This is a genomic window from Ruegeria sp. AK4, assembly GCF_056541025.1.
In genome coordinates, this window is sequence record NZ_JBQFXS010000007.1 from 184,971 (window position 1) to 207,851 (window position 22,881).

General features: G+C 63.3%; 21 protein-coding genes. 9 read left to right on the forward strand and 12 right to left on the reverse strand.

Translation table 11 applies throughout. The features are described from left to right. The first annotated feature begins 34 nt into the window (after nucleotides 1–34). On the forward strand, nucleotides 35–967 hold the full coding sequence (gene gshB / locus ACR0EZ_RS14780; protein WP_480614293.1) for a glutathione synthase: 933 nt from the start codon (nucleotides 35–37) through the stop codon (nucleotides 965–967). Here the strand turns inward: gshB and ACR0EZ_RS14785 are convergent. Genes ACR0EZ_RS14785 through cobU form a run of 4 tightly spaced genes read right to left on the reverse strand, consistent with a single transcriptional unit; the run spans nucleotide 964 to nucleotide 4,566 of the window. Next, nucleotides 964–2,478, reverse strand: coding sequence for a YifB family Mg chelatase-like AAA ATPase (locus ACR0EZ_RS14785; RefSeq protein WP_480614296.1), 1,515 nt, complete (start codon nucleotides 2,476–2,478; stop codon nucleotides 964–966). The two genes, gshB and ACR0EZ_RS14785, sit on opposite strands and share 4 nt — an antisense overlap. A 48-nt stretch (nucleotides 2,479–2,526) precedes the next feature. After that, the gene (locus tag ACR0EZ_RS14790; protein ID WP_480614298.1) at nucleotides 2,527–3,411 is read right to left on the reverse strand and encodes a glutathione S-transferase N-terminal domain-containing protein; all 885 of its coding nucleotides are present in this window, start codon (nucleotides 3,409–3,411) and stop codon (nucleotides 2,527–2,529) included. 58 nt (nucleotides 3,412–3,469) lie between these two features. Beyond that, the gene (locus ACR0EZ_RS14795; RefSeq protein ID WP_480614300.1) at nucleotides 3,470–4,048 is read right to left on the reverse strand and encodes a histidine phosphatase family protein; all 579 of its coding nucleotides are present in this window, start codon (nucleotides 4,046–4,048) and stop codon (nucleotides 3,470–3,472) included. After that, nucleotides 4,045–4,566, reverse strand: coding sequence for a bifunctional adenosylcobinamide kinase/adenosylcobinamide-phosphate guanylyltransferase (cobU, locus tag ACR0EZ_RS14800; RefSeq protein ID WP_480614303.1), 522 nt, complete (start codon nucleotides 4,564–4,566; stop codon nucleotides 4,045–4,047). The genes ACR0EZ_RS14795 and cobU overlap by 4 nt, the downstream gene beginning before the upstream one ends. 101 nt (nucleotides 4,567–4,667) lie before the next feature. On the opposite strand from cobU, the gene ACR0EZ_RS14805 reads away from it, so the two are divergent. The 6 genes from ACR0EZ_RS14805 (at nucleotide 4,668) to ACR0EZ_RS14830 (ending at nucleotide 11,241) form a co-directional block, all read left to right on the forward strand. Next, the gene (locus ACR0EZ_RS14805) at nucleotides 4,668–5,546 is read left to right on the forward strand and encodes an RNA polymerase factor sigma-32 (RefSeq protein ID WP_480614306.1); all 879 of its coding nucleotides are present in this window, start codon (nucleotides 4,668–4,670) and stop codon (nucleotides 5,544–5,546) included. Next, nucleotides 5,543–6,361 carry a ChaN family lipoprotein gene (locus tag ACR0EZ_RS14810; RefSeq protein WP_480614309.1) on the forward strand — a complete coding sequence of 273 codons (819 nt, stop codon included), beginning with the start codon at nucleotides 5,543–5,545 and terminating at the stop codon, nucleotides 6,359–6,361. Before ACR0EZ_RS14805 ends, ACR0EZ_RS14810 begins: the two co-directional genes overlap by 4 nt. Nucleotides 6,362–6,424: 63 nt before the next feature. Further along, nucleotides 6,425–7,621 (forward strand): bifunctional phosphopantothenoylcysteine decarboxylase/phosphopantothenate--cysteine ligase CoaBC, encoded by a 1,197-nt coding sequence (gene coaBC / locus ACR0EZ_RS14815; RefSeq protein WP_480614312.1) that lies wholly within the window; start codon nucleotides 6,425–6,427, stop codon nucleotides 7,619–7,621. Between the two features lie 26 nt (nucleotides 7,622–7,647). Next, the gene (gene dut / locus ACR0EZ_RS14820; RefSeq protein ID WP_480614315.1) at nucleotides 7,648–8,106 is read left to right on the forward strand and encodes a dUTP diphosphatase; all 459 of its coding nucleotides are present in this window, start codon (nucleotides 7,648–7,650) and stop codon (nucleotides 8,104–8,106) included. After that, nucleotides 8,106–9,152, forward strand: a complete 1,047-nt coding sequence (locus ACR0EZ_RS14825; protein WP_480614318.1) for a HesA/MoeB/ThiF family protein — start codon at nucleotides 8,106–8,108, stop codon at nucleotides 9,150–9,152. Before dut ends, ACR0EZ_RS14825 begins: the two co-directional genes overlap by 1 nt. A gap of 73 nt (nucleotides 9,153–9,225) precedes the next feature. Then, the gene (locus tag ACR0EZ_RS14830) at nucleotides 9,226–11,241 is read left to right on the forward strand and encodes a M3 family metallopeptidase (RefSeq protein WP_480614320.1); all 2,016 of its coding nucleotides are present in this window, start codon (nucleotides 9,226–9,228) and stop codon (nucleotides 11,239–11,241) included. Between the two features lie 13 nt (nucleotides 11,242–11,254). Here the strand turns inward: ACR0EZ_RS14830 and ACR0EZ_RS14835 are convergent, their stop codons facing one another. The 6 genes from ACR0EZ_RS14835 to ACR0EZ_RS14860 are packed head-to-tail and all read right to left on the reverse strand — an operon-like array spanning nucleotide 11,255 to nucleotide 17,821. After that, the gene (locus tag ACR0EZ_RS14835; RefSeq protein ID WP_480614323.1) at nucleotides 11,255–12,187 is read right to left on the reverse strand and encodes a 2-hydroxyacid dehydrogenase; all 933 of its coding nucleotides are present in this window, start codon (nucleotides 12,185–12,187) and stop codon (nucleotides 11,255–11,257) included. A 15-nt stretch (nucleotides 12,188–12,202) separates the two neighbouring features. Then, nucleotides 12,203–13,342 (reverse strand): rod shape-determining protein RodA, encoded by a 1,140-nt coding sequence (gene rodA, locus ACR0EZ_RS14840; protein WP_480614326.1) that lies wholly within the window; start codon nucleotides 13,340–13,342, stop codon nucleotides 12,203–12,205. Next, nucleotides 13,339–15,288, reverse strand: coding sequence for a penicillin-binding protein 2 (gene mrdA, locus ACR0EZ_RS14845; RefSeq protein WP_480614329.1), 1,950 nt, complete (start codon nucleotides 15,286–15,288; stop codon nucleotides 13,339–13,341). The genes rodA and mrdA overlap by 4 nt, the downstream gene beginning before the upstream one ends. Then, entirely contained in the window at nucleotides 15,285–15,821 is a 537-nt protein-coding gene (locus ACR0EZ_RS14850; protein WP_480614332.1) for a rod shape-determining protein MreD, read from the reverse strand. Before ACR0EZ_RS14850 ends, mrdA begins: the two co-directional genes overlap by 4 nt. Then, complete coding sequence (gene mreC, locus ACR0EZ_RS14855; RefSeq protein ID WP_480614334.1) at nucleotides 15,814–16,716, reverse strand: rod shape-determining protein MreC; 903 nt, start codon at nucleotides 16,714–16,716, stop codon at nucleotides 15,814–15,816. Before mreC ends, ACR0EZ_RS14850 begins: the two co-directional genes overlap by 8 nt. A gap of 58 nt (nucleotides 16,717–16,774) precedes the next feature. Beyond that, nucleotides 16,775–17,821 (reverse strand): rod shape-determining protein, encoded by a 1,047-nt coding sequence (locus ACR0EZ_RS14860; protein ID WP_480614337.1) that lies wholly within the window; start codon nucleotides 17,819–17,821, stop codon nucleotides 16,775–16,777. Nucleotides 17,822–17,976: 155 nt separating this feature from the next. Here ACR0EZ_RS14860 and ACR0EZ_RS14865 point away from each other — a divergent pair, with 155 nt between their 5' ends. Then, nucleotides 17,977–18,762 (forward strand): 23S rRNA (adenine(2030)-N(6))-methyltransferase RlmJ, encoded by a 786-nt coding sequence (locus ACR0EZ_RS14865; protein ID WP_480614340.1) that lies wholly within the window; start codon nucleotides 17,977–17,979, stop codon nucleotides 18,760–18,762. A 77-nt stretch (nucleotides 18,763–18,839) separates the two neighbouring features. Here ACR0EZ_RS14865 and ACR0EZ_RS14870 read toward each other — a convergent pair whose 3' ends face one another. Then, the gene (locus tag ACR0EZ_RS14870; protein WP_480614342.1) at nucleotides 18,840–20,408 is read right to left on the reverse strand and encodes a 2-isopropylmalate synthase; all 1,569 of its coding nucleotides are present in this window, start codon (nucleotides 20,406–20,408) and stop codon (nucleotides 18,840–18,842) included. A gap of 275 nt (nucleotides 20,409–20,683) precedes the next feature. Here ACR0EZ_RS14870 and ACR0EZ_RS14875 point away from each other — a divergent pair, with 275 nt between their 5' ends. Continuing rightward, complete coding sequence (locus ACR0EZ_RS14875) at nucleotides 20,684–21,349, forward strand: SDR family NAD(P)-dependent oxidoreductase (protein WP_480614344.1); 666 nt, start codon at nucleotides 20,684–20,686, stop codon at nucleotides 21,347–21,349. Between the two features lie 4 nt (nucleotides 21,350–21,353). On the opposite strand, the gene ACR0EZ_RS14880 is transcribed toward ACR0EZ_RS14875, so the two are convergent. After that, nucleotides 21,354–22,862, reverse strand: a complete 1,509-nt coding sequence (locus ACR0EZ_RS14880; protein WP_480614346.1) for a 2-isopropylmalate synthase — start codon at nucleotides 22,860–22,862, stop codon at nucleotides 21,354–21,356. Nucleotides 22,863–22,881: the final 19 nt, after the last annotated feature.

Here is a 22,881-nt window from a genome sequence, read left to right on the forward strand (position 1 = left end):
CCATGTATCTGCCACACAGCTAAAGGGACACGCCATGAAAATCGCCTTTCAGATGGACCCGATCGGGGCCGTGGATATCAACGCCGACAGTTCCTTCCGTCTGGCGGAAGAGGCGCAGGCCCGCGGGCATCAGCTGTTTTTCTACAGCCCGGATCAACTGGCCTATCAGGAAGGCCGGATTACCGCGCGCGGACAGGACATGACGGTGCAGCGCGTACCGGGCAACCCGGCGGTTCTGGGCCCCGAGCGTGAGGTCGATCTGGCCGAGTTCGACGTGATCTGGCTGCGTCAGGACCCGCCGTTCGACATGCATTACATCACCTCGACCCATCTGCTGGACCGGCTCAAAGGGCAGGCACTGGTGGTCAATGATCCGTTCTGGGTCCGCAACTATCCCGAAAAGCTGCTGGTTCTGGATTTCCCGGACCTGACCCCGCCGACCACGATTGCCCGCGATTTGCAGACCATCAAGGCGTTCAAGGAAAAGCATGGCGATGTCATCCTGAAGCCGCTCTATGGCAATGGCGGTGCAGGTGTGTTCCGGCTGGATGCGAACGACCGCAATCTGACTTCGCTGCACGAACTGTTCACCGGCTTTTCACGAGAACCCCTGATAGTACAAAAATTCCTGCCCGATGTGCGCAATGGTGACAAGCGCGTGATTCTGGTGGACGGGGACCCTGTTGGCGCAATCAACCGGGTCCCTGCCGAAGGTGAGACCCGGTCGAACATGCATGTCGGCGGCCGCCCCGAGAAGATCGGCCTTTCGGATCGCGACCTGGAAATCTGCGCGGCCATCGGGCCCCTGCTGCGCGAGAAGGGGCAGATTTTTGTTGGGATCGACGTGATTGGCGACTACCTGACCGAGATCAACGTGACCTCGCCCACCGGCATTCAGGAGTTGGAGCGGTTCAACGGCGAGAATATTGCCGAAAAGATATGGCAGGCCATCGAGGCGAAGCTTTAGGCCATCACGCGGGCGCTGATGCGAAAGCTCAGCGCTTCGGCAATATGGGGGCGGCGGACGTCTGGCGCATCTTCAAGATCCGCGATGGTGCGCGCGACCCGCAGGATGCGGTGAAAGGCACGGGCGGACAGGCCGAACTTGTCCGCCGCTTTCAGCAACAGCTCTTTGCCTTCGGCATCCGGCGCGGCGACCTCGTCCAGCAGTTTGCCCTCGATATCCGCGTTCTGACGGACCGAGGGCGTGTCGCTGAAGCGCGCGGCCTGAACGGCCCGCGCCTTTTCGACCCGCGCGGCGACCGTGGCAGAGCTGTCGCCCGAGGGCGGCAGGTCAAGGTCCGTGAACCCCACGGGCGGCACTTCGATCCGCAGGTTGAACCGGTCCATCAGGGGGCCGGAGATGCGGTTCAGATAATCCTCGCCGCAACCCGGCGCGCGGGAACAGGCGCGCGCGGGATCGGTCAGATATCCGCATTTGCAGGGGTTGGCCGCCGCGACCAGCATGAAGCGACAGGGGTATTTCACATGGGCGTTGGCGCGGGCCACCATGACCTCGCCGGTTTCAATCGGCTGGCGCAGGGTTTCCAGAACCGTGCGGGGAAATTCGGGGAACTCGTCCATGAAAAGAACGCCGTTATGGGCCAGCGAAATCTCACCGGGTTTGGCCCCCTTGCCGCCGCCGACAATGGCGGCCATGGATGCGGTGTGGTGCGGCTCGCGAAAGGGGCGGGCGCGGCTGATGCCGCCTTCGTCCAGCAAACCGCAAAGCGACTGGATCATCGAGGTTTCCGGCGCCTCGACCGGGGTCAGAGGCGGCAGGATGCCCGGCAACCGCGCCGCCAGCATGGATTTGCCGGAACCGGGTGTGCCGATCATGATCAGGTGATGTCGCCCGGCAGCGGCGATTTCCAGCGCGCGCTTGGCCCGTTCCTGCCCCTTGACGTCGCGCAGATCGCGGGCGCTGGGGGCCAGATTGACCTCGCCGGGCTGCGCTGCTGGCAGTGGCGACTGGCCCGAGAAATGGCGGACCACATCGCCCAAAGACCCGGCCCCGATCACCTGCGTGGCGTCGACCCAAGCCGCCTCGGCGCTTGAGGCGCGGGGACAGAGCAGGGCGCGATCCTCGGCGGCGGCGGTCATCGCAGCGGGCAGGGCACCGACGACGGGCACCAGCGATCCGTCCAGTGACAATTCACCCAGCGCAACGGTTCCTTCGGCGGCGTCCGAGGGGATGATGTCCAGCGCCGATAAAAGCGCTACAGCGATGGGCAGGTCGAAATGGCTGCCCTCTTTCGGCAGGTCGGCCGGAGACAGGTTGATGGTGATCCGCTTGGACGGCAGCGCGATGGCCATCGAACTGAGCGCGCTGCGCACCCGGTCGCGCGCCTCGGACACCGCCTTGTCGGGCAGTCCGACAATGGAAAAGGCGGGCAGGCCGGGGGATACGGCGCATTGCACCTCGACCGGGCGGGCATCGACCCCCTGAAAGGCTACGGTGTGGGCACGGGCGACCATGGCAATCCTGTTTCTTGGTTAACAGGATGTTGCTGCCATGGCGGCGGTTTAGGAATCGTTAACGGCCTCGCGCAGGGCGGTGAATTTGGGCCAGGCCTGCGGATCGGCCACGGTTTTGTCGCGGCAGAACGGGTTGCAGAAGCCCCAGCGCTGCCCGTCGAGCTCCAGAAAATCCGTGACGGGTTTGCCGGAATAGGGGCAGGCGGGGTTGATCGATGGCCCCTCGGTGACCGCTTTGGCCGAGGATTCTCCTCCGATGGGCCACGGCGCGGATGGCAAGTCCTGGGGATAGGGAAACGGATCGTAGGACACCGTCAGACCCATCGCGCGCCATTGCCGGGCGGATATATCCGACAGCAGGTGCAGGCAGTAGTCGCGAGTGGCGGACGACACCGGCAGGCCATAGCCGATGATCCGCGCCGCCACCGGCGTATAGAACACATCCGCCAGCGAATAGGCCCCGAAAAGCGGGCCACTTTCGGCCCCGGAGACCTGCCGCGCGTGCGCCCAAAGCGCCTCGATCCGCTGCAAATCGGCCAGCGTTTCCTCGGATGGGGCAAACCCCTGCCAAACATGCCGCAACTGCATCGCACATTCGCCGCGCAGGGCGTCGAACCCGGCCACCATCTCGGCACACAGCCATCGGGCGGTTGCGCGCGCGGCGGGGTCTTGCGGCCACAGGCCGGCCTCGGGGTGGCGTTCGGCCAGCGTCTCGGCGATGGCCAGGCTTTCGCCGACCACCGTGCCGTCGGGCAAGCGCAGGGCGGGCACCAGACGGGCCGGGGCCAGCGGTTTCATATCTTCAGCCATCGTGCCCGAATAGAGCCCGATCATGTGGCTGCGATAGGGCAGGCCGAACTTTTCCAGCATCAGCCAGCCGCGCAGGGACCAGCTTGAAAACAGGCGGTCGCCGATAAAGAGGTCATAGGTCATGACCCGACGATGGCGCAGGCCCGCGCTTCCGTAAATCAGAGTTTTGTGCGTGGCCGCATCACGGAAGGTGATTGATCGCCCCTGCCGACCATGTCTGACCGTCAAACATGACCTCGGTGACCGAGAGGTTGTCGATCCGATGCGAAAACGCCTGTTGCGCGTTCAGATTCAGGGCGCGCTGGATCTGGGTCAGGATCACGCCGAAATGCGCCACGACCACCAGATCGGACCCCCTATGGGTTGCGATCAGCCTGTCGATCATCGCATCCACCCGTGCGCGCACCTGATTCCAGCTTTCGCCCTGCGGCGGGCGCACCTCGCCGGGGGCGTCCCAATAGGCGAAGGCGAGATCGGGGTCTTCGGCTTCGATTTCGGCGAACGAGCGCAGTTCCCATGTGCCGAAATTGATCTCTCGCAGGTCGGGATGATGTGGCAGTCGGCGGCGCGCGCCTTGAATGGCTGACGCAGTGTCGACGGCGCGGGAAAGGTCTGAGGATACGACCAGCGCATCAGGCGGAAGATGGTTGTGCAGCCGGGCCAGCGCGGCTTTGTCGCTGAGGTCGGCGGGGATGTCGGACCAGCCGACCATGGTTTTGGCGTGCGTCGGCCCGTGCCGGACAAGATGCAGCCGCGTCACGGCAATTGCCCCTTCAGCACCAGCGGCAGGCCCGCCGTGACCTGAACCACCAGATCGGCTTGCGCCCCCAGCGCGATGTTCAGCCGCCCCTGCGCCTCGCGAAATTTACGGGCCATCGCGTTTTCGGGGACGATCCCGTGGCCGACCTCGTTCGAGACGATGACAATTGGCGCAGCGCAGCTACGCAGCGCCCCAAGCAGTGCGGTTTGGGCCTGTTCCAGATCGTTTTCGGCCAGCAGATGGTTGGTCAGCCACATCGTGGCGCAGTCGATCAGGCAGGCCTGATCCGCCGTCAGACCGGCCAGAACCGGAGCAAGGTCAAAAGGGGCCTCGACCGTTTCCCAGCCATCGCCCCGCTGGGCCAGATGGCGCTGAACCTTCTGCCGCATCTCATCATCAAACACTTGTGATGTCGCGATATAGACGCGTTTTTTCCCTGATGAAACAACAAGTTGTTCTGCCAAAACAGACTTCCCCGACGCGGCCCCACCCAGCACAAAGGTTAAATTGGGATACACAATTCTTACCTTCCAAGTGATCCACGTGGTTTTGCTCTGCGTATCGACCCTAGGTCGGCAAGGCAAGCCCGGCCTGCGCCAGCGAAAAAGGGGAGAGTTTCATGGCACTGGACAACGCGACCGATTTTTCGATGTCCCGGCAGGCGATGAAGGCCGAGTTGCTGGATGCAGAGACCGAATTGCAACTGGCCTATGCCTGGCGCGACCAGCGCGACGAAAAGGCCCTGCACCGTCTGATCACTGCCTATATGCGATTAGCTATCTCGATGGCCGCCAAGTTCAAGCGCTACGGCGCGCCGATGAACGATCTGATTCAAGAGGCCGGTCTGGGCCTGATGAAAGCGGCCGACAAGTTCGACCCGGATCGCGGCGTGCGGTTTTCGACCTATGCGGTGTGGTGGATCAAGGCCAGCATTCAGGATTACGTGATGCGCAACTGGTCGATGGTGCGGACCGGATCGACCTCGTCCCAGAAATCGCTGTTTTTCAACATGCGCCGCGTGCAGGCCCGGTTGGAGCGTGAGGCGGCAACCGAAGGGATGCGACTGGACCGGCATCAGCTGCACCAGATGATCGCCACCGAAATCGGCGTTCCCCTGCGCGATGTCGAGATGATGGAGGGCCGCCTGTCCGGCTCGGACTTCTCGCTGAACGCGGTGCAGTCGGCGGATGAGGATGGGCGCGAGTGGATCGACGCGCTGGAGGATGAGCGGGAACAGGCCGCCGAGGCCGTCGAGCATCGCCATGATACACGGCAACTACGCGAATGGTTGTTGACGGCGATGCAGTCGCTGAACGAACGCGAGCGCTTAATCGTGCGCGAACGCAAGCTGCGCGAACCGGCGCGGACGCTGGAAAGCCTGGGCAATGAGCTGGGCCTGTCGAAAGAGCGCGTGCGCCAGCTCGAGGCCGCGGCTTTTGTGAAAATGCGCAAGAACCTTGAAGCGCAATCGCGCGAGGTGCAACACTTCATCGCATGAAACACCTTGCGATTCTGCTGAGTGCTCTGACACTTGTCCTGGCGCGCCCGGGCTTGGCTTCAGGCATGATCACGGATGACGTGGCCGCGTCGATGCAGGCGGCGGATGTGATCCTTCTTGGCGAAATCCACGACAATCCCCGGCACCACAAGGTACAGGCCGAAGCGATTGAGGTGATCGAACCCACTGCCGTGGTCTGGGAAATGATCACCGAAGAAGGCGCGCAGCGCTTGGCGCAAAAGGCCGTTTCCAATACCGAAGAGCTTGAGCGGATCTTGAAGTGGGCCGAAACCGGCTGGCCACCGCTCAGCATGTATTACCCGGTGTTTCAGGCGACGAACGCGCCGGTGTACGGGGCCATGGTTCCGCGCAGCGCCGCCCGTGCGGCGATGGAACGTGGTGCCGCGACAGCGCTGGGCGCGGATGCGGCCCGGTATGGGCTGACAGTCCCGCTGCCGCCCGACGAACAGGCCGCGCGCGAGGCCGATCAACTGGCCGCCCATTGCGACGCCCTGCCGGCCGAGGCTTTGCCTCAGATGGTTGCCATCCAGCGCCTGCGCGATGCGGTTCTGACGCGGGCGATCTTGCAGGCCACCGAGGATACGGGCGGGCCGGTGGCGGTGATCACCGGAAACGGGCATGCCCGCAAGGATCGCGGCATCCCGACCTTCCTGTCGCGCCTGCGTCCGGGGCTGAAGGTCTATGTTCTGGGGCAATCCGAGGATGGCGCTATTGATGGCGAATTCGACGCGGTGATTGACAGCCCCTCGGTCGAGCGCGCAGACCCCTGCAAGGCTTTTGATAAGCAGAATTAACCGCTGGAACTACCTGTTGGCCTTGCCTAATGTCAGGATCGACCGGAACGGGAAGGGCTGAACATGCTGGCATCCAAGCGCATTCTGCTGATCATTGGCGGCGGCATCGCGGCCTACAAGTCGCTGGACCTGATCCGGCGGCTGAAAGAGCGTGGCGCAGCCGTGACGCCGGTTCTGACCCGCGCAGCCGAGGAGTTTGTGACGCCCCTGTCGGTGTCGGCGCTGGCGGGCGAAAAGGTCTTTCGCGATCTGTTCGACCTGACGGATGAGGCCGAGATGGGCCATATCCAGCTGTCCCGATCGGCCGATCTGATCGTTGTGGCCCCGGCGACGGCGGACATGATGGGCAAGATGGCGTCGGGTCTGGCCAATGATCTGGCCTCGACCCTGTTGATGGCGACGGATACGCCGGTTCTGTGTGCGCCTGCGATGAACGTGCGCATGTGGGATCATCCCGCGACCCGCCGCAACCTGCAGCAATTGCAGGCGGATGGGGTGCGTTTTGTCGGCCCCAACGAAGGCGATATGGCCTGCGGCGAATATGGTCCGGGCCGTATGTCCGAACCGTTGGAGATTGTTGCGGCGGTCGAAGCGCAACTCGCCGATGGGCCGCTGAAAGGGAAGCGCATTCTGGTGACCTCCGGCCCGACGCATGAACCGATTGATCCTGTGCGTTACATCGCCAACCGGTCCTCGGGCGCACAAGGAACAGCGGTGGCGCGGGCGCTGTCAGCGCTGGGGGCCGATGTGGTCTTTGTCACCGGCCCTGCCGATGTCCCGCCGCCCGATGGCGTGCAGGTCGTGCGGGTGGAAACCGCCCAGCAGATGTTGGATGCGGTCGACACTGCCCTGCCCGTGGATGCGGGCGTGTTTGCCGCTGCGGTGGCCGATTGGCGGGTGGCAACAGCCTCGGACCGGAAGTTGAAGAAAAGCCGCGACGGGCTGCCGTCGCTGGAGTTCGCGGAAAACCCCGACATTTTGAAACGGGTCGCGCAGATGGGATCGGGGCGGCCCGAGCTGGTGGTCGGATTTGCGGCGGAAACCAATGATGTTGTCGAAAACGCAACCGCCAAACGGGCGCGCAAGGGATGTGACTGGATCGTCGCCAACGATGTCAGCCCGGCCACCGGCATCATGGGCGGGTCGGAAAACGCGGTGATCCTGATCTCGGATGACGGGGCCGAAGACTGGCCGCGTATGGGCAAGGATGCGGTGGCGGATCGGCTGGCCAGAAAAATTGCCGACGCTCTGGCGGGGTAAGGCAAAGCAAAAAAGCAAGAGGTGCAATGATGGTAGCAATTCGTGTGATCCGCGAAGACTGGGCCGATGCGTCGGTGGCTTTGCCCTCGTACGAGACAACCGGCGCCGCCGGGGCGGATGTGCGCGCCAACCTGCCGGGTGGCGCTTCCATCATGCTGGAGCCCGGCCAACGCGCTTTGGTGCCCACCGGATTGCGGATCGAGATCCCCAGCGGGTACGAGGTGCAGGTGCGACCCCGCTCGGGCCTTGCGCTGAAACACGGCATCACGCTGCCCAACACGCCGGGCACCATCGACAGCGATTATCGCGGCCCGCTGGGCGTGATCGTGCTGAACGCCGGGCAGGAACGGTTCGAGATCGCCCATGGCGAACGCATCGCGCAATTGGTGGTCGCCCCCGTCGTGCAGGCCGTTTTTGAGCCGGTCGAGGCGCTGGGCGATACCGCGCGCGGGGCCGGGGGTTTCGGCTCGACCGGGCGCAGCTGATGCTGCTGATCCTGATCCTGTGCGCAGGGCTTTGGGGTGTCGGCTATCTGGCGGGCGTGTCCCGCACCGCCCGCACGGTCTCGATTGGCGTGCTGCTGCTGGGGGTGATCATCGCCCAACTGATCCTGCCTGACGGGCACCCCTTGCGTCAGGCAACGGGTGGCACTGCCGCACCGTGGCTGATCCTGGCGGGTTTCGCCGCGCTGATTTTGCTGTATGGCAAAGGGCTGAAGGCGTTGCGCAACCGCGCCACGCCCGCGTCAGATCAGGAGCCCGCCATGCCATCCGACCGATTCAGCGAAACCGAACTGGAACGCTATGCGCGCCATATCGTGCTGCGCGAGCTTGGGGGACCGGGGCAGAAGAGATTGAAACAGGCGCGGGTTCTGGTGATTGGCGCGGGCGGCCTTGGCGCGCCGGTGCTGCAATATCTGGCAGCGGCTGGTGTGGGCACAATCGGAGTGATCGACGATGACGAGGTCGAGAACGCCAACCTGCAACGTCAGGTGATCCACCGCGACGCTGATATCGGCATGCCCAAGGTGTTTTCGGCGCAGCAGGCGATGCTGGCGCAAAACCCGAATGTGGTTGTCTTGCCCTATCACCGCCGCCTGACCGAAGAGATCGCCCAGGACCTGTTCGCGGATTTCGATCTGATCATGGACGGCACCGACAATTTCGAAACCCGCTATCTGGCCAACCGCACCGCCGCTGCCTTGGGCAAGCCGCTGATCTCGGGCGCGCTGTCGCAATGGGAAGGGCAGCTGAGCGTTTTCGACCCCGCGAACGGCGCGCCCTGCTACCAGTGCATCTTCCCCGAAGCGCCCGCTGCCGGCTTGGCCCCCTCCTGTTCCGAGGCCGGGGTGATCGGCCCCTTGCCCGGTGTGGTGGGGTCGATGATGGCGGTCGAGGCGATCAAGCTGATCACCGGCGCGGGGGCGGCCCTGCGGGGTGAGATGCTGATTTACGACGCGCTTTACGGCGAAAGCCGGAAAATCACCCTGTCGCGCCGCGCTGACTGTCCGGTCTGTGGCGCGGCGGATTGATAGCATCAAATCCCCCGGCTGATCTGGATCATCACGGCAGGCTTGCCTAGCTATTGGGGCAAAGGAGATCACAATGACCAACCCGATCCTGTCCGACTGGACCACCCCGTTTGAAATCGCCCCTTTCGCGCAGATTTCTGACGATGACTTCGCGCCCGCGCTGGAACAGGCGATGCAAGCGCATAACGCGCAGATCGATGCGATTGCCGCAAACCCAGAAGTGCCCAGCTTCGCCAATACAATCGAAGCGCTGGAGGCTGCGGGCGAGGCATTGGACAAGGTCCTGTCGGTTTTCTTCACCGTCGCCGGTGCCGACAGCAATCCCCGACGGGAAGAGCTGCAGCGCGAATTCTCGCCCAAGCTGTCAGCGCATTTTTCGGGGATATCGTCGAACAAGGCCCTGTTTCGGCGCGTCGCTGATCTGTGGGACCGCCGCGATGAGTTGGGCCTGAGCGACGAACAGGCCCGCGTTCTGATGTTGACCCATCGGGGCTTCGTGCGGGCCGGGGCCGCCTTGCAGGGCGAGGACGATGCCCGGATGCAGGAAATCAAGTCCCGGCTGGCCTCATTGGGCACATCCTTTACCCAGAACCTGCTGGCGGATGAGCGGGAGTGGTTCATGGACCTGACCGAAGAAGACCTGCAGGGCCTGCCCGATTTCGTCACCGATGCCGCGCGCGCGGCGGGGCTGGAAAAGGGGACCGATGGCCCTGTCGTGACCCTGTCGCGGTCGCTGATCGTGCCCTTCCTGCAATTCTCACCCCGCCGCGATCTGCGCGAAAAGGCACATCGCGCCTGGGCCGCGCGCGGGGCCAATGGTGGCGAAACGGACAATCGCGCCATTGCCGCCGAGATTCTGAAGCTGCGCGAAGAACGGGCTGGTTTGTTGGGCTATGACAGCTTCGCCGACTACAAGCTGGAAACCGAAATGGCGCGGACACCGGACCGGGTGCGCGATCTGTTGATGCAGGTCTGGGAACCCGCCAAGGCGCGCGCCGACGCCGATGCCGACATTCTGACCCGGATGATGCAGGAGGACGGTGTGAACGGCCCTCTGGAAGCTTGGGACTGGCGCTACTATGCCGAGAAACGCCGCAAGGCCGAGCATGATCTGGATGAGGCGGCGCTGAAACCGTATCTGCAACTGGACCGGATGATCGAGGCCGCCTTTGCCTGCGCTGGCCGCCTGTTCGGCTTGGACTTCGCGCCGCTGGACGTGCCGTTGTATCACCCCGATTGCCGCGCCTGGGAGGTCACGCGGAACGGCAGGCATATCGCTGTGTTCATCGGCGATTACTTCGCGCGCGGCTCGAAACGCTCGGGTGCATGGTGCAGCGCCATGCGCGGGCAGGCCAAGTTTCCCAAGGATCAGGCCCCGGTGGTGACCAATGTCTGCAACTTTGCCAAGGGCGAGCCCTCGCTGCTGTCGTATGACGACGCCCGGACCCTGTTTCACGAGTTCGGCCACGCCCTGCATCAGATGCTGTCGGATGTGACCTACGAAAGCATCTCGGGCACCAGTGTGGCGCGGGATTTTGTGGAACTGCCCAGCCAGCTCTACGAACACTGGCTGGAAGTGCCCGAGGTTCTGGCCGAATTCGCCACCCATGCGGAAACCGGTGAACCCATGCCGCAGGAGATGCTTGAGAAGGTTTTGAAAGCCGCCAATTTCGATCAGGGGTTCCAGACGGTGGAATATGTTGCCTCGGCGCTGGTCGATCTGGCCTTTCATGACGGCGACGCCCCGGCTGATCCGATGGCGAAACAGGCCGAAGTACTGGCAGGCATCGGAATGCCAGCCGCCATCGGCATGCGCCACGCCACCCCGCATTTTGCGCATGTCTTTGCGGGCGACGGCTATAGCGCGGGCTACTACAGCTACATGTGGTCCGAGGTGATGGATGCCGACGCCTTCGCCGCCTTTGAAGAGGCTGGCAGCGCCTTTGACCTCGATCGCGCCAAGGCGTTGGAGGAGAACATCCTGTCAACCGGCGGTTCGCGCGAGGCCGAAGACCTGTATCTGGCCTTTCGCGGTCGGATGCCGGGGGTTGAGGCCCTGCTGAAAGGGCGCGGCCTGATCGCGGCCTGAGCCGGACGGGCCGTCAGTATCCCAACTGGCGGTCCACCAGATGCAGGAACGGCTCGCCTGCCTCACCGCGCCGGATGTTGTCGCAGATGACCTGCGCGGCGGTCACCGGGCGGGTTTCCGAGGCGATATGCGGCGTGACCGTCACGTTGGGATGTGCCCAATAGGGATGTTCCGGCGGCAAGGGCTCAACGCGGAACACGTCCAGCGTGGCGTGGCCCGCCTGACCCGAGTTCAGGGCGTCCAGCAGCGCCTCATCGTCGATCAGCGGCCCGCGGCCCGGATTGATGATCTTTGCGCCTTTGGGCAGCAAGGCCAGCGTTTCGGCGTTCAACGTATTCTCGGTGGCGGGCGTATCGGGCAGCAAAAGGATGACGATTTCGGCCTGTGACAGGGCTGTGCGCAGCCCCTCGGGCCCGCTAAGGCAGGTCACGCCGCGGATATCCTTTTGCGTCCGGCTCCAGCCCGTCACCTGAAAACTCAGCGCGGTCAGCGCTTCGGCGGCGGCTTGTCCCAGTGACCCCAATCCCAGCACGCAGACACGGCGCTGGGATGCCAGAGGCGGGGCGTCGGGTGTCCAGACACCGTCCTGAACTGTGATGTGTTTATCCATGCCAAGGTGATAGCGCAGCACATGGCCGACGACCCATTCGGTCATGCCCTGTGTCAGCCCGTGATCCACCATCCGCGCCAGCGGAACGGTCAGGGTTTCATTGCCCGCGATCTGCTCGAGACCGGCCCACAGGCTCAGAACTGCCTTGAGGCGTGTGTAGGGGGTGAAATCCAGCAAGCCGCTATTGGGGGCATAGACGATGTAATCGACCTGATCCGGGGCAATCTCAGTGGCCAGATTGAACTCCAGGCCCGCGTCGTGCAGGCCTTGCGACAAGAGCGGCTCGTAGATCGGCCACAGGGCAGGGCGCGCGGAAAACAGGACGTTCACGGGCATGGAGGGCCTTTCAGATCAGCGGGGACGGTGGATATGGGCGCTTTGCACGATACCGAAGGCGGCCATCAGAACCAGCATCGCCGACCCGCCATAACTGACCAGAGGCAGCGGCACGCCCACAACCGGGGCCAGTCCCATCACCATCGACATGTTGACGGCAAAGAACAGGAAGAAGTTCAGCGCGATGCCCAGCGTGACCAGCGACGAAAACCGGTCTTTGGTCGACAGCGCGGTGACCATACAAAAGACCAGGATCAGCGCATAAAGCACCAGCAGAGTGATGCCGCCGACAAAGCCGAACTCTTCGGCCAGTGTGGTGAAGATGAAATCGGTATGTTTCTCGGGCAGGAAGTTCAGGCGCGACTGGGTGCCCTGCATGAAGCCGCGCCCATTCCAGCCGCCTGACCCCAAAGCGATCTTAGACTGGGTGATGTGATAGCCCGCGCCCAGCGGATCGGTGGAAGGGTCGAGAAAGGTGTCGATGCGGCGGAACTGATAGTCCTTCAGCAACTGCCACTCGGTCCCCCGGCTATTGAACACCGTTGCGATCAGCCCGACAACCGCCGCAATCACGGCGGCGAAATAGGCCCAGTGTACCCCGGCGAGGAACATCAGCCCCCCGCCTGCGGCCAGCAGCAGGATCGAGGTGCCAAGATCCGGCTGGCGCAGGACCATGAAGGTCGGGATCAGGATCAGAATGACCGGGATGATCACCCATAAAGGGCGCGAGGTTTTGTGCGATGGCAGCCAATCGTAATAAGCCGCGAGCAGCATCACCAGCGTGACTTTCATCACCTCAGAGGGTTGCAGCCGCATGAAACCAAGGTCGATCCAGCGCTGCGCGCCCATGCCGATGGTTCCAAACAGCTCGACAAACACCAGCAGGGCGATCGATCCGAGATAGGCCAGAACCGACATGTTGCGCCAGAACCAGATCGGCACCAGTGCGATGATGAACATGGCCGTCAGGCCAAGGCCAAAGCGTTCCATCTGCGGCTCGGCCCAGGGCCGCCATGACCCGCCCGCCACCGAAAACAACATCAGAAATCCGGCGCTGGCGGTGCTGATCAAGAGCAGTGTCAGCGGCCAGTTCATATACAGAAACTTGCGAAACCCCGAAGGCGTGGATTTGACCGCATATTCAAGATAGCTCATGCGCGGTCCTTTTCACTGGGACGCGCTTTGGGGCGGCGGTCGCCCTCGAGCCGTTTTTGCTGTTCCTTGATGCGGTCGCGATCCCCGACCGGATAGGCCTCGAGCGGAGGCGTGCCGTTATAAAGCGCCTGCAGCATGATATCGCGCGCCACCGGGGCCGCCGCCTTGGACCCGCCGCCGCCATGTTCGACCACAACCGCAATGGCGTATTTCGGGTTGTCATAGGGCGCGAAGCTGACGAACAGCGCGTGGTCGCGGCGTTCCCACGGCAGGTCTTCGTTGCGGATTACGCCTGCGGCCCGTTCGGCCTTGGTGATATTGCGGACCTGGCTGGTGCCGGTTTTGCCCGCCATGCGGAAGTCATCCGCGATGATGCGGCTGCGATAGGCCGTCCCGCGCCGGTCGTTCGAGACGGACCACATCGCCTGCCTTATGTACTCAAGATTGGTGGGGCTGATATCCAGCGGTTCCCCCGCACCTGACGGCTGTTCGACCCCGTTGATCGACCGCACCAGGCGGGGCGCGACGGCGCGACCGGTCGCGATCCGTGCCGTCATCACCGCAAGTTGCATGGGTGAGGCGAGCATGAACCCCTGCCCGATCGACGCGTTGGCCGTATCCCCGATCAGCCATTCCTCGCCATGAACCCGGCGCTTCCATTCCTGATTGGGGGCCAAACCGGCGCGTACGGCGGACATGGGTATATCGTGCTTGATACCCAGCCCCAGAGTGCGCGCCATGTCCGAGATCTTGTCGATCCCGACCTTTATCGCGACATCGTAATAGTAAACGTCGCAACTGCGTTTCAGGGACGTGTTGAGGTCCACCATCCCATGCCCCCCGCGTTTCCAGCAGTGGAAGCGGCGGCTGCCGACCTTCAGGTGGCCGGGGCAGTAGACGGTGTTGCCGGGGCCGATGACCCCGGCCTGAAGCGCGGCCAGCGCGGTGATCATCTTGAAGGTCGAGCCCGGCGGGTATGTGCCCTGCACGGTCTTGTTCGCCAGCGGGCGGTACTTGTCCTGCGTCAATATCTGGTAATCCGCGACCGAGATGCCGCGTACGAACAGATTGGGATCGAAACTGGGGGCCGAGGCCATCGCCCGCATGTCACCGGTTTCGCAATCAATGACGACGGCGGCGGCGCTTTCCCCGGCCAGTCGGGCCTGCGCATATTGCTGCAGGTCCGCATCGACCGAAAGCTGCAAGTCCGCCCCCGGCTGACCTTCCTGCCGGTCCAGTTCGCGCATCACGCGCCCGGTGGCGTTGACCTCGACGCGTTTGGCACCGGCCTTGCCGCGCAGTGAGATTTCCTGTTTCGCTTCCAGCCCCACCTTGCCGATCTGGAACCGGGGAATGCGCAGCACCGGCTCGGGGTCTTCGATCTGGCTGAGGTCATAGTCGCTGACCGGGCCGACATAGCCGACGATATGGGCGAAATCCTCGTAGCGCGGGTATTGGCGCGTCAGGCCGACCTCGGGCGTGACGCCGGGCAGGGCGGGGGTGTTGACGGCAACTTTCGAGATATCTTCCCACGTCACCTGATCGGCCAGCGTGACCGGCAGGAACGGGGCGGTGCGGCGCATTTCGGTGCGGGCGCGCTCGATCTCATCCTCATTCAGCGGGATCAGTTCGGACAGTTTGGCGATCACCTTGTCCACGTCGCCCGCATCCTCGCGCACGATCACGATGCGGTAGGACGGCGAGTTCTGGCTGATAATCTGCCCGTTCCGGTCGTAAATCCGGCCCCGGTTTGGCGGGATCAGGCGGATATTGATGCGGTTTTCCTCGGCCAGCAGGCGGTATTCATCCGCCTGATCCACCTGCATGAACCGCATGCGCGCCGCCAGCCCGCCGACAAACGCGGCCTGCAACCCGCCCAGAACCAGCGCCCGCCGTGGCAGCCGTTTATAGGCCAGTCCCTGAGATTTGGGTTTGCGCTGTTTCATACCCGCGACCCCACTGCGCTTGCATCCGCCGAGGACATGCGGCGGATGCCAAAGACGCTTTGGCTGAGCCACACGATCAGCGGATAGGCCAAAACGGTCAGAACCAGTTGCACGACCACCGGGGCCAGTGCGGTTTGTTCAACGGACAGAACGGACAGGACAATGCGGTTGGTCAGAAAGATGGCGGTGATCACGACAGCGACCGAGGTCCACTCGCCCACGAAACCGGCATCCCGCATTCCGGGGGCCGCAGATCGCAGGTAAGCCGCGCCGATCACCACCAGCGCCGCCATCAGGCCGGGCGGGCGTTGCAGCAGCAGGTCCGACATCAGCATCGCGGCGGCAATCAGCAGGGTCGGCACATAGTCCGGTCGCCGCAGGACCCAGGCAAAGGTCAGCGCGATCAGAATGTCGGGAAATGGCCAGCGATCCGGCGGCGTGTTCAGTGGCAGCAGGTGCAGGAACAGCACCAGAACTGTCAGACACACGTAAAGCCCGCGCATTCCCCAGTTGTGAGAGGCCGGTTTATCCATCCACGGCCTCCTCGGGGGTCAGGGCGGCTTCGGGGCGTGCGGGGCCGACGATGCCACCGGGGTCGTTGATGTGCGGGGCTGCGTTAAAGCGCAGAACCCGCAGGAATTCCAGCCGTTCGAAATCGGCCGACAGGCGTACGCGCAACCGGCCACCGGGATCGGCGGCGATCTGTCCGATCAGCAGACCGGCGGGAAACACGCCGCCGTCACCGGAGGTGATCACCCGGTCACCGGGGCGGACAAGCTCGCGGTTTTCCAGAAACTCGACGGCGGGGGCGGGGGTGTTGTCGCCCTTGATCAGGGCGGTCTGGCCCGAGGGCTGAATGGTGGCCGGTATCGCGCTTGAGGCATCGGTCATCAGGATCACCCGCGCGGTGTCCGCGCCGACGCCGGAAATCCGCCCGACCAGCCCGATCCCGTCCATCGTGGCCCAGCCATCGACGATCCCGTCGCGTTCGCCCACATTCAGCAGAACCGACTGCCGGAAGGGCGAACCGCTATCGGCCATCACGACGCCGGTGATATAAGTCAGACGCGGATCGAGGCGGACGTTGTTGAGGTCCAGCAGCCGCGCGTTTTCCTGCTCCAGCTGCAGGGCAGCCTCTTTCCAGGCGCGCATCAGGCGCAGCTCGCTGCGCAGCTCGCGGTTCTGCTCGCTCAGCCGCTGATAGCTTTTGAAATCGCGGATCAGGTTCACGGTGGCGGTGACAGGCACCATCGCCCATTCCATCGAGGGCACAACCTTGTCCACCACCTGCGCGCGAAAACGTTCCACGCGCGGGCTGTCGATGCGCCAGACCAGAAAGATACCCAGCAGGCACAGAACGACGATCCCCAACAGCAGGCGGCGCAGGGGGGTCGTGTATTCGTCGCGCTGTGATCGGTCTTTTGCCACAGGTTACCTTCCCGTGCTGCTCGTGCCGAATTTACCCTATGTGCAAAGGGTGCGCGCCTTAGCTTTCGTAGTCAATCGCGTGGCGCAGCTGTTTTTCATATTCCAGGGCTTTGCCGGTCCCCAAAGCCACACAATTCAAGCTTTCGTCAGCAATCGACACGGCCAGGCCGGTCTGTTCGCGCAGAGCCAGGTCCAGATCGCCCAGCAACGCGCCGCCGCCGGTCAGCATCACGCCCCGGTCGACGATATCCGCTGCCAGATCGGGCGGCGTGGTTTCCAGCGCGGTCATCACCGCCTCGCAAATCTGCTGGACGGGTTCCGAAAGCGCCTCGGCCACCTGCGCCTGACTGATCTCGATTTCCTTGGGGACACCGTTCAGCAGGTCGCGGCCCCGGATATGCATCGACTGGCCACGGCCATCGTCGGGCATCCGGGCGGTACCGATGGTGGTCTTGATGCGCTCGGCGGTGGATTCGCCGACCAGCAGGTTCTGCTGACGGCGCAGGTACGAAATGATGGCTTCGTCCATCCGGTCTCCGCCCACGCGGACCGAGCGGGCGTAGACGATGTCACCCAGCGACAGCACCGCCACTTCGGTGGTGCCGCCGCCGATATCGACGACCATGTTGCCGGTCGGGTCGGTGATCGGCATGCCCGCACCAATCGCGGCAGCGATGGGTTCCGCGATCAGGCCCGCGCGGCGGGCACCGGCAGACAGAACCGACTGGCGGATTGCGCGCTTTTCGACGGGTGTTGCGCCATGGGGGACGCAGACGATGATCTTGGGCTTGGAAAAGGTCGAGCGTCTGTGCACCTTGCGGATGAAATGCTTGATCATTTCCTCGGCGGTGTCGAAATCGGCAATCACGCCTTCGCGCATCGGGCGGATCGCCTCGATCGAGCCGGGGGTTCTGCCCAGCATCAGCTTGGCGTCCTCGCCCACGGCCAGAACCTTCTTCACGCCATCCTTGACGTGATAGGCCACGACCGAGGGTTCCGACAGGATCACACCGCGCCCTTTGACATAGACCAGCGTGTTCGCTGTCCCGAGGTCAATTGCCATGTCCGCTGTGAACAGGCCGCCCAGATTGCCAAAGATGCCCATGTTTTCCGTGATCCTGTATGTCGGTTTTTCTACTGCCCGCGACTCGACGGTTCCGGGACGGATGCCTTATAGGGTGCCAACACGCCCGATAAAAGGGTTGATTCCGCGACAATCAGCACCTTTCCGCCTTATTGATAGGGACTTTAGAAGGCAAAATGCTCTCATATCAACACATTTACCACGCGGGAAATCTGGCTGATGTACAAAAGCACGCTTTATTGGCGTGGACGCTGGATTACCTGACGCAAAAGGACAAACCGATCAGCTATATCGAGACGCATTCGGGGCGCGGTTTGTACCACCTGGACGCGGCCGAGGCTGTGCGGACAGGCGAAGCCGCCGCCGGGATCGCACGCGCGCAGCGCGAGGGCTGGTTCGGCCCCGAACATCCGATGGCGCGGGTGCTGCAGGCGGTGCAAGATCGCCATGGTGCGGCGGCTTATCCGGGATCGCCGCTGATTGCGGCCAACCTGTTGCGCGCGCAGGACAGTCTGCACTTCGCCGAGCTGCATCCGCAGGAACACGCGGCGTTGTCTCTGGCGGTGTCGCCCTTCCGGGCGAAAGTGTATCCGCAGGATGGGTTTGCGCTGGCGCAGTCCCTGCTGTCACCGACACCCCGGCGCGGTATGCTGCTGATTGATCCCAGCTATGAGGTGAAGGCGGATTACGACCGCCTGCCGGGGGTGATCGCCAAACTGCATCGCAAGTGGAATGTCGGGGTGATTGCGCTTTGGTATCCGATCCTGACGGATGCGCGCCACAGGCCCATGATCGCGGCCCTGAAATCCGCGGGCTACCCAAAGACGATTTGCCACGAGGTGACGTTCCCACCGGCGCGCGAGGGGCATCGGATGGTCGGATCGGGCATGTTCGTGCTGAACGCGCCCTTTGGACTGGTGCAGGAGGCTGAACGCCTGACGGCTTTGTTCGCCCGGCTCTGAGCGGGTGGCGGGGGGCCTGAAACTTCGAAAGTTTCAGGCACGGTTTCTTTTCAAGAAACCGGTCCCACCCGCCGCGCTCAGGTCAGGTCTTTGTAGCTGATCTCGCGCGCATCCGCACCCGGACCGGCCTTTTCGCGGCGCACGATCAGACGGTTCAGCGCATGAAGATAGGCCTTGGCCGAGGCAACGACCGTATCGGTGTTCGCCGACTGGCCGGTGGCGATCATGCCGTCCTCTTCCAGACGCACCGAAACCGTGGCTTGCGCGTCGGTGCCTTCGGTCACCGCATGGACCTGATACAACTGCAGATGCGCCTTGTTCGGGTAGATCGCGCGGATCGCCTTGAAACTCGCATCGACCGGGCCGTCGCCGTGTTCGGTGGCGATGACATCCTTGCCATCGACCTCCAGTTCCACGGTCGATTCCGCCTGACCGCCTGTGCCGCAGGTGACTTTCATCGACACCAGTTGCAGGTGATCATTGGCCTCGTCCAGGGTCATCAGGGCGATCAGGTCGTCGTCGAACACCTCTTTCTTGCGGTCGGCCAGATCCTTGAACCGCACGAAGATGTCCTTGAGCTGGTTGTCGCCAACTTCAAACCCCAGCGTTTCCAGCTTGTCGCGCAACGCAGCGCGGCCCGAGTGTTTGCCCAAGGGCAAAGACGTGCCCGACAGGCCGATATCCTCGGGGCGCATGATCTCGAAGTTTTCGCGGTTCTTCAGCATCCCGTCCTGATGAATGCCGCTTTCATGGGCAAAGGCGTTCTTGCCGACGATGGCCTTGTTGAACTGCACGTTGAAGCCCGACACGGTCGCGACGCGGCGCGAGATATGCATGATCTTGGTGGTGTCGATGCCCGTATTCCACGGCATGATGTCGTTGCGGGTGCGCAGCGCCATCACCACCTCTTCCAAAGCGGTGTTGCCTGCGCGCTCACCCAGCCCGTTGATGGTGCATTCGACCTGCCGCGCGCCGCCCGCGACGGCGGCCAGCGAGTTCGCCGTCGCCATGCCCAGATCGTTGTGGCAATGGGTGGCAAAGATGACCTCATCCGCGCCCGGCACCGTTTCGATCAGGCGTTTGATCAGGTCGGCGGATTCCATCGGGGCCGTATAGCCCACCGTGTCAGGGATGTTGATCGTGGTCGCGCCCGCGTTGATCGCAATCTCGATCACGCGGCACAGGTAATCCCACTCGGTCCGCGTCGCATCCATCGGCGACCATTGCACGTTTTCGCACAGGTTGCGCGCATGGCTGACGGTTTCGTGGATCTTGTCGGCCATCTCATCCATGGTCAGGTTCGGGATGGCGCGATGCAGCGGAGAGGTGCCGATGAAGGTGTGAATGCGGTTCTTGCCCGCGTGTTTCACCGCTTCCCAGCAGCGGTCGATATCGGCGAAATTGGCGCGGGCCAGCCCGCAGATGCGGCTGTTCTTCGACCGTTCGGCAATCTCGGTGACCGCCTTGAAATCGCCTTCGGAGGCGATGGGGAACCCGGCTTCGATGATGTCGACGCCCATCTCGTCCAGCAGCTCGGCAATCTCGAGCTTTTCGTTGTGGGTCATGGTTGCGCCGGGGCTTTGTTCGCCGTCGCGCAGCGTTGTGTCAAAGATCAAGACGCGGTCTTGGTCGGTCACGTTTGTCATGGGATACTCTTTCTTCTTCTGTCCTAAAGCCTATGGCGCGCGGGCGTCCTCCTCTGAGCGGGCGCGCCGGTTGGCACGCTCAGAGGCGGATTAGGATCAGTAGGCCACGCAGAGACGCACCGCGAAGGGCGGTGGCGGCAAAAGGGATATCTGCGCGGTTGATCATGCCGTCAGGTTATACAGCCCGCGCCGGGAATGAAAAGAACCAAATTGCAAGGGGCTGCTTCCCGCGCGTTGCATGTTGATTGCCCGAGTGATGCCGCTAGGTGTGGGGCATGAAAACGGCACTGATCATCGGCGCGACGGGTGGCATCGGCGGCGCAATTTGCGACCGGTTAGTGGCAAAGCAGGTGGCGGTGACGCGGCTGTCCCGGTCCGTTGATGGGTTCGATCTGACCCGACCGGATGCGGCGCTTGGGATACTGGACGCGCACCCCGGCCCGTTTGACCTGGTGCTGGTCGCCTCGGGCGCGTTGGAAATCAACGGAGCGGAGCCCGAAAAGACCCTGCGCGCGGTGTCGGCACCGGCGATGATGGATCAGTTTGCCCTGAACGCTGTCGGCCCGGCGCTGGTTCTGAGCCGGGCGCAACGTTTGTTACCGCGCAAGGGGCGGTCGGTCTTTGCGGTGTTGTCGGCGCGGGTCGGGTCGATCGGGGACAATCGCGCGGGCGGCTGGGTCAGCTATCGCGCGGCGAAGGCTGCAGTGAACCAGATCGTGCATACGGCGGCCATCGAACTGGCGCGCACCCATCCCGACGCGATCTGCGTCGCGCTGCATCCCGGAACGGTCAAAACGGCGTTTACGCAGAAATACCTTGGCAGGCACCCGGCGGTCGAGCCGCAGGACGCTGCCGGAAATCTGCTGAATGTGTTCGGGGCACTGACACCTGCCGATACGGGCGGCTTTTTCGACTGGGCCGGGAAACCGGTGCCGTGGTGACGGCTCAGCCGTCGGATGGTTCGGTTGTTGCGTCGTCTTCGGCGTTCTCGGCTGCAGGGGGCTGATCTTCTGCCTCGGTCGCGTCAGAGGCCGCATTTCGGTCAGGCAGCTCGTCATTCTCCCAGACGCCCGATTCCTCCTGCCCGTTGGCGTAGCGCATGGTCCCTTCGCCCTGACGTTTGTTGTCGAGGAAGCCGCCCTCGTACACATCGCCGGTGCTGTAGGTGGCTACGCCAATGCCGGTGATCTTCCCCCCGGCCCAATCGCCGGAATAGGTGAAGCCGCCGGGCGTTGTGATGGTGCCAGTGCCATGGCGCTTGCCATCAAGGAAATCGCCTTCGTATTTGGTGCCGTCCGAAAAGCTGGACTTGCCTTTGCCCTGCCGGACGCCCTCGACCCAGTCGCCTTCATAGCGATAGCCGTTCGCAAAGGTGATGACGCCGGTGCCGTGGCTGACCGCGTTGCGGAACTGGCCGGTATAAACGACGCCGTTTGGATAGGTTGCCTTGCCGGTGCCTTCGAAAACGCCGGCAATCCATTCTCCGTCATAGATCGTGCCGTTGGGATAGGTGTTCTGTCCCTTGCCGTGCGGCAGGTCGGCGCTGAGCTCGCCAATATAGGTCGCGCCGTCAGGATAAGTGATTTCGCCGAAGCCTTCGATCTGGCCATCCGCCCAGTCGCCGGTATAGCGGTAGCCATCGGTGCCTACGAAAGTGCCCTTGCCGTGGCGGTTGTCATCCACATAGTCGCCTTCGTAGGTATTGCCGTTGGCATAGATCTCTTTGCCCTTGCCCTGACGGCGACCCTCCAGCAACTCGCCCTCGTAGACATCGCCATTGGCAAGTGTCAGCCGCCCGGTGCCGGTCATCAGGTTGTCCACCCATTGCCCGTCATATTCGATGCCGTCGGATTGCACCAACCGGCCCTTGCCGTGGCGCTGGCCGTTCTGCACCTCGCCCTCGTAAACCGAACCGTCGGCCAGGGTGATCTTGCCTGTGCCCTGTTTCGCGCCGTCCAGCCAGTCGCCTTCATAGGTATAGCCGCTGGGATCGGTCAGTTTGCCCTTGCCATGATGGCGGCCATCTTTGAATTCGCCCTGGTAGCTGACCCCGTTGGCGTATGTGGCAACGCCGGTGCCGTTGATCGCACCACCGGCCCAGTCGCCTTCGTAGCTGCCGCCATTGGCATAGGTGATCTTGCCGCGCCCCTCGGGCTGGCCCTTGGCAAAGGTGCCTTCGTAGATCGACCCATTGGCGAACCGGGCGATGCCTTCGCCCTGAATCTCGCCCCCGACCCATTGGCCGGTGTATTCGAACCCGCTGGGCAGACGATAGGTGCCGGTCCCGTGGCGCAGGCCGTTTTCAAACGTGCCTTCGTAGACGCCGCCGACCTCGTCATCCTTGATGATAACATCTGCGTTCTGCGCGGCGGCGAAACCTGCCGCCACGGCCAGAATCCCTGCGGTGACTGAGATGCGGATCACGTTCATGGTTGCTTCTGCCTGCCCGGTCATCTTTGTTGCTTTCCCGCGC

Coding starts and splice junctions, on each gene's coding strand:
- ACR0EZ_RS14825 (WP_480614318.1), top strand. CDS start 8,106: ATGCTGCTGATCCTGATCCTGTGCGCAGGGCTTTGGGGTGTCGGCTAT.
- ACR0EZ_RS14870 (WP_480614342.1), bottom strand. CDS start 20,408: ATGACAAACGTGACCGACCAAGACCGCGTCTTGATCTTTGACACAACG.
- gshB (WP_480614293.1), top strand. CDS start 35: ATGAAAATCGCCTTTCAGATGGACCCGATCGGGGCCGTGGATATCAAC.
- ACR0EZ_RS14850 (WP_480614332.1), bottom strand. CDS start 15,821: ATGGATAAACCGGCCTCTCACAACTGGGGAATGCGCGGGCTTTACGTG.
- mrdA (WP_480614329.1), bottom strand. CDS start 15,288: ATGAAACAGCGCAAACCCAAATCTCAGGGACTGGCCTATAAACGGCTG.
- ACR0EZ_RS14880 (WP_480614346.1), bottom strand. CDS start 22,862: ATGACCGGGCAGGCAGAAGCAACCATGAACGTGATCCGCATCTCAGTC.
- coaBC (WP_480614312.1), top strand. CDS start 6,425: ATGCTGGCATCCAAGCGCATTCTGCTGATCATTGGCGGCGGCATCGCG.
- ACR0EZ_RS14805 (WP_480614306.1), top strand. CDS start 4,668: ATGGCACTGGACAACGCGACCGATTTTTCGATGTCCCGGCAGGCGATG.
- ACR0EZ_RS14830 (WP_480614320.1), top strand. CDS start 9,226: ATGACCAACCCGATCCTGTCCGACTGGACCACCCCGTTTGAAATCGCC.
- ACR0EZ_RS14835 (WP_480614323.1), bottom strand. CDS start 12,187: ATGCCCGTGAACGTCCTGTTTTCCGCGCGCCCTGCCCTGTGGCCGATC.
- ACR0EZ_RS14810 (WP_480614309.1), top strand. CDS start 5,543: ATGAAACACCTTGCGATTCTGCTGAGTGCTCTGACACTTGTCCTGGCG.
- ACR0EZ_RS14790 (WP_480614298.1), bottom strand. CDS start 3,411: ATGACCTATGACCTCTTTATCGGCGACCGCCTGTTTTCAAGCTGGTCC.
- dut (WP_480614315.1), top strand. CDS start 7,648: ATGATGGTAGCAATTCGTGTGATCCGCGAAGACTGGGCCGATGCGTCG.
- ACR0EZ_RS14785 (WP_480614296.1), bottom strand. CDS start 2,478: ATGGTCGCCCGTGCCCACACCGTAGCCTTTCAGGGGGTCGATGCCCGC.
- ACR0EZ_RS14860 (WP_480614337.1), bottom strand. CDS start 17,821: ATGGGCATCTTTGGCAATCTGGGCGGCCTGTTCACAGCGGACATGGCA.
- ACR0EZ_RS14875 (WP_480614344.1), top strand. CDS start 20,684: ATGAAAACGGCACTGATCATCGGCGCGACGGGTGGCATCGGCGGCGCA.
- ACR0EZ_RS14865 (WP_480614340.1), top strand. CDS start 17,977: ATGCTCTCATATCAACACATTTACCACGCGGGAAATCTGGCTGATGTA.
- rodA (WP_480614326.1), bottom strand. CDS start 13,342: ATGAGCTATCTTGAATATGCGGTCAAATCCACGCCTTCGGGGTTTCGC.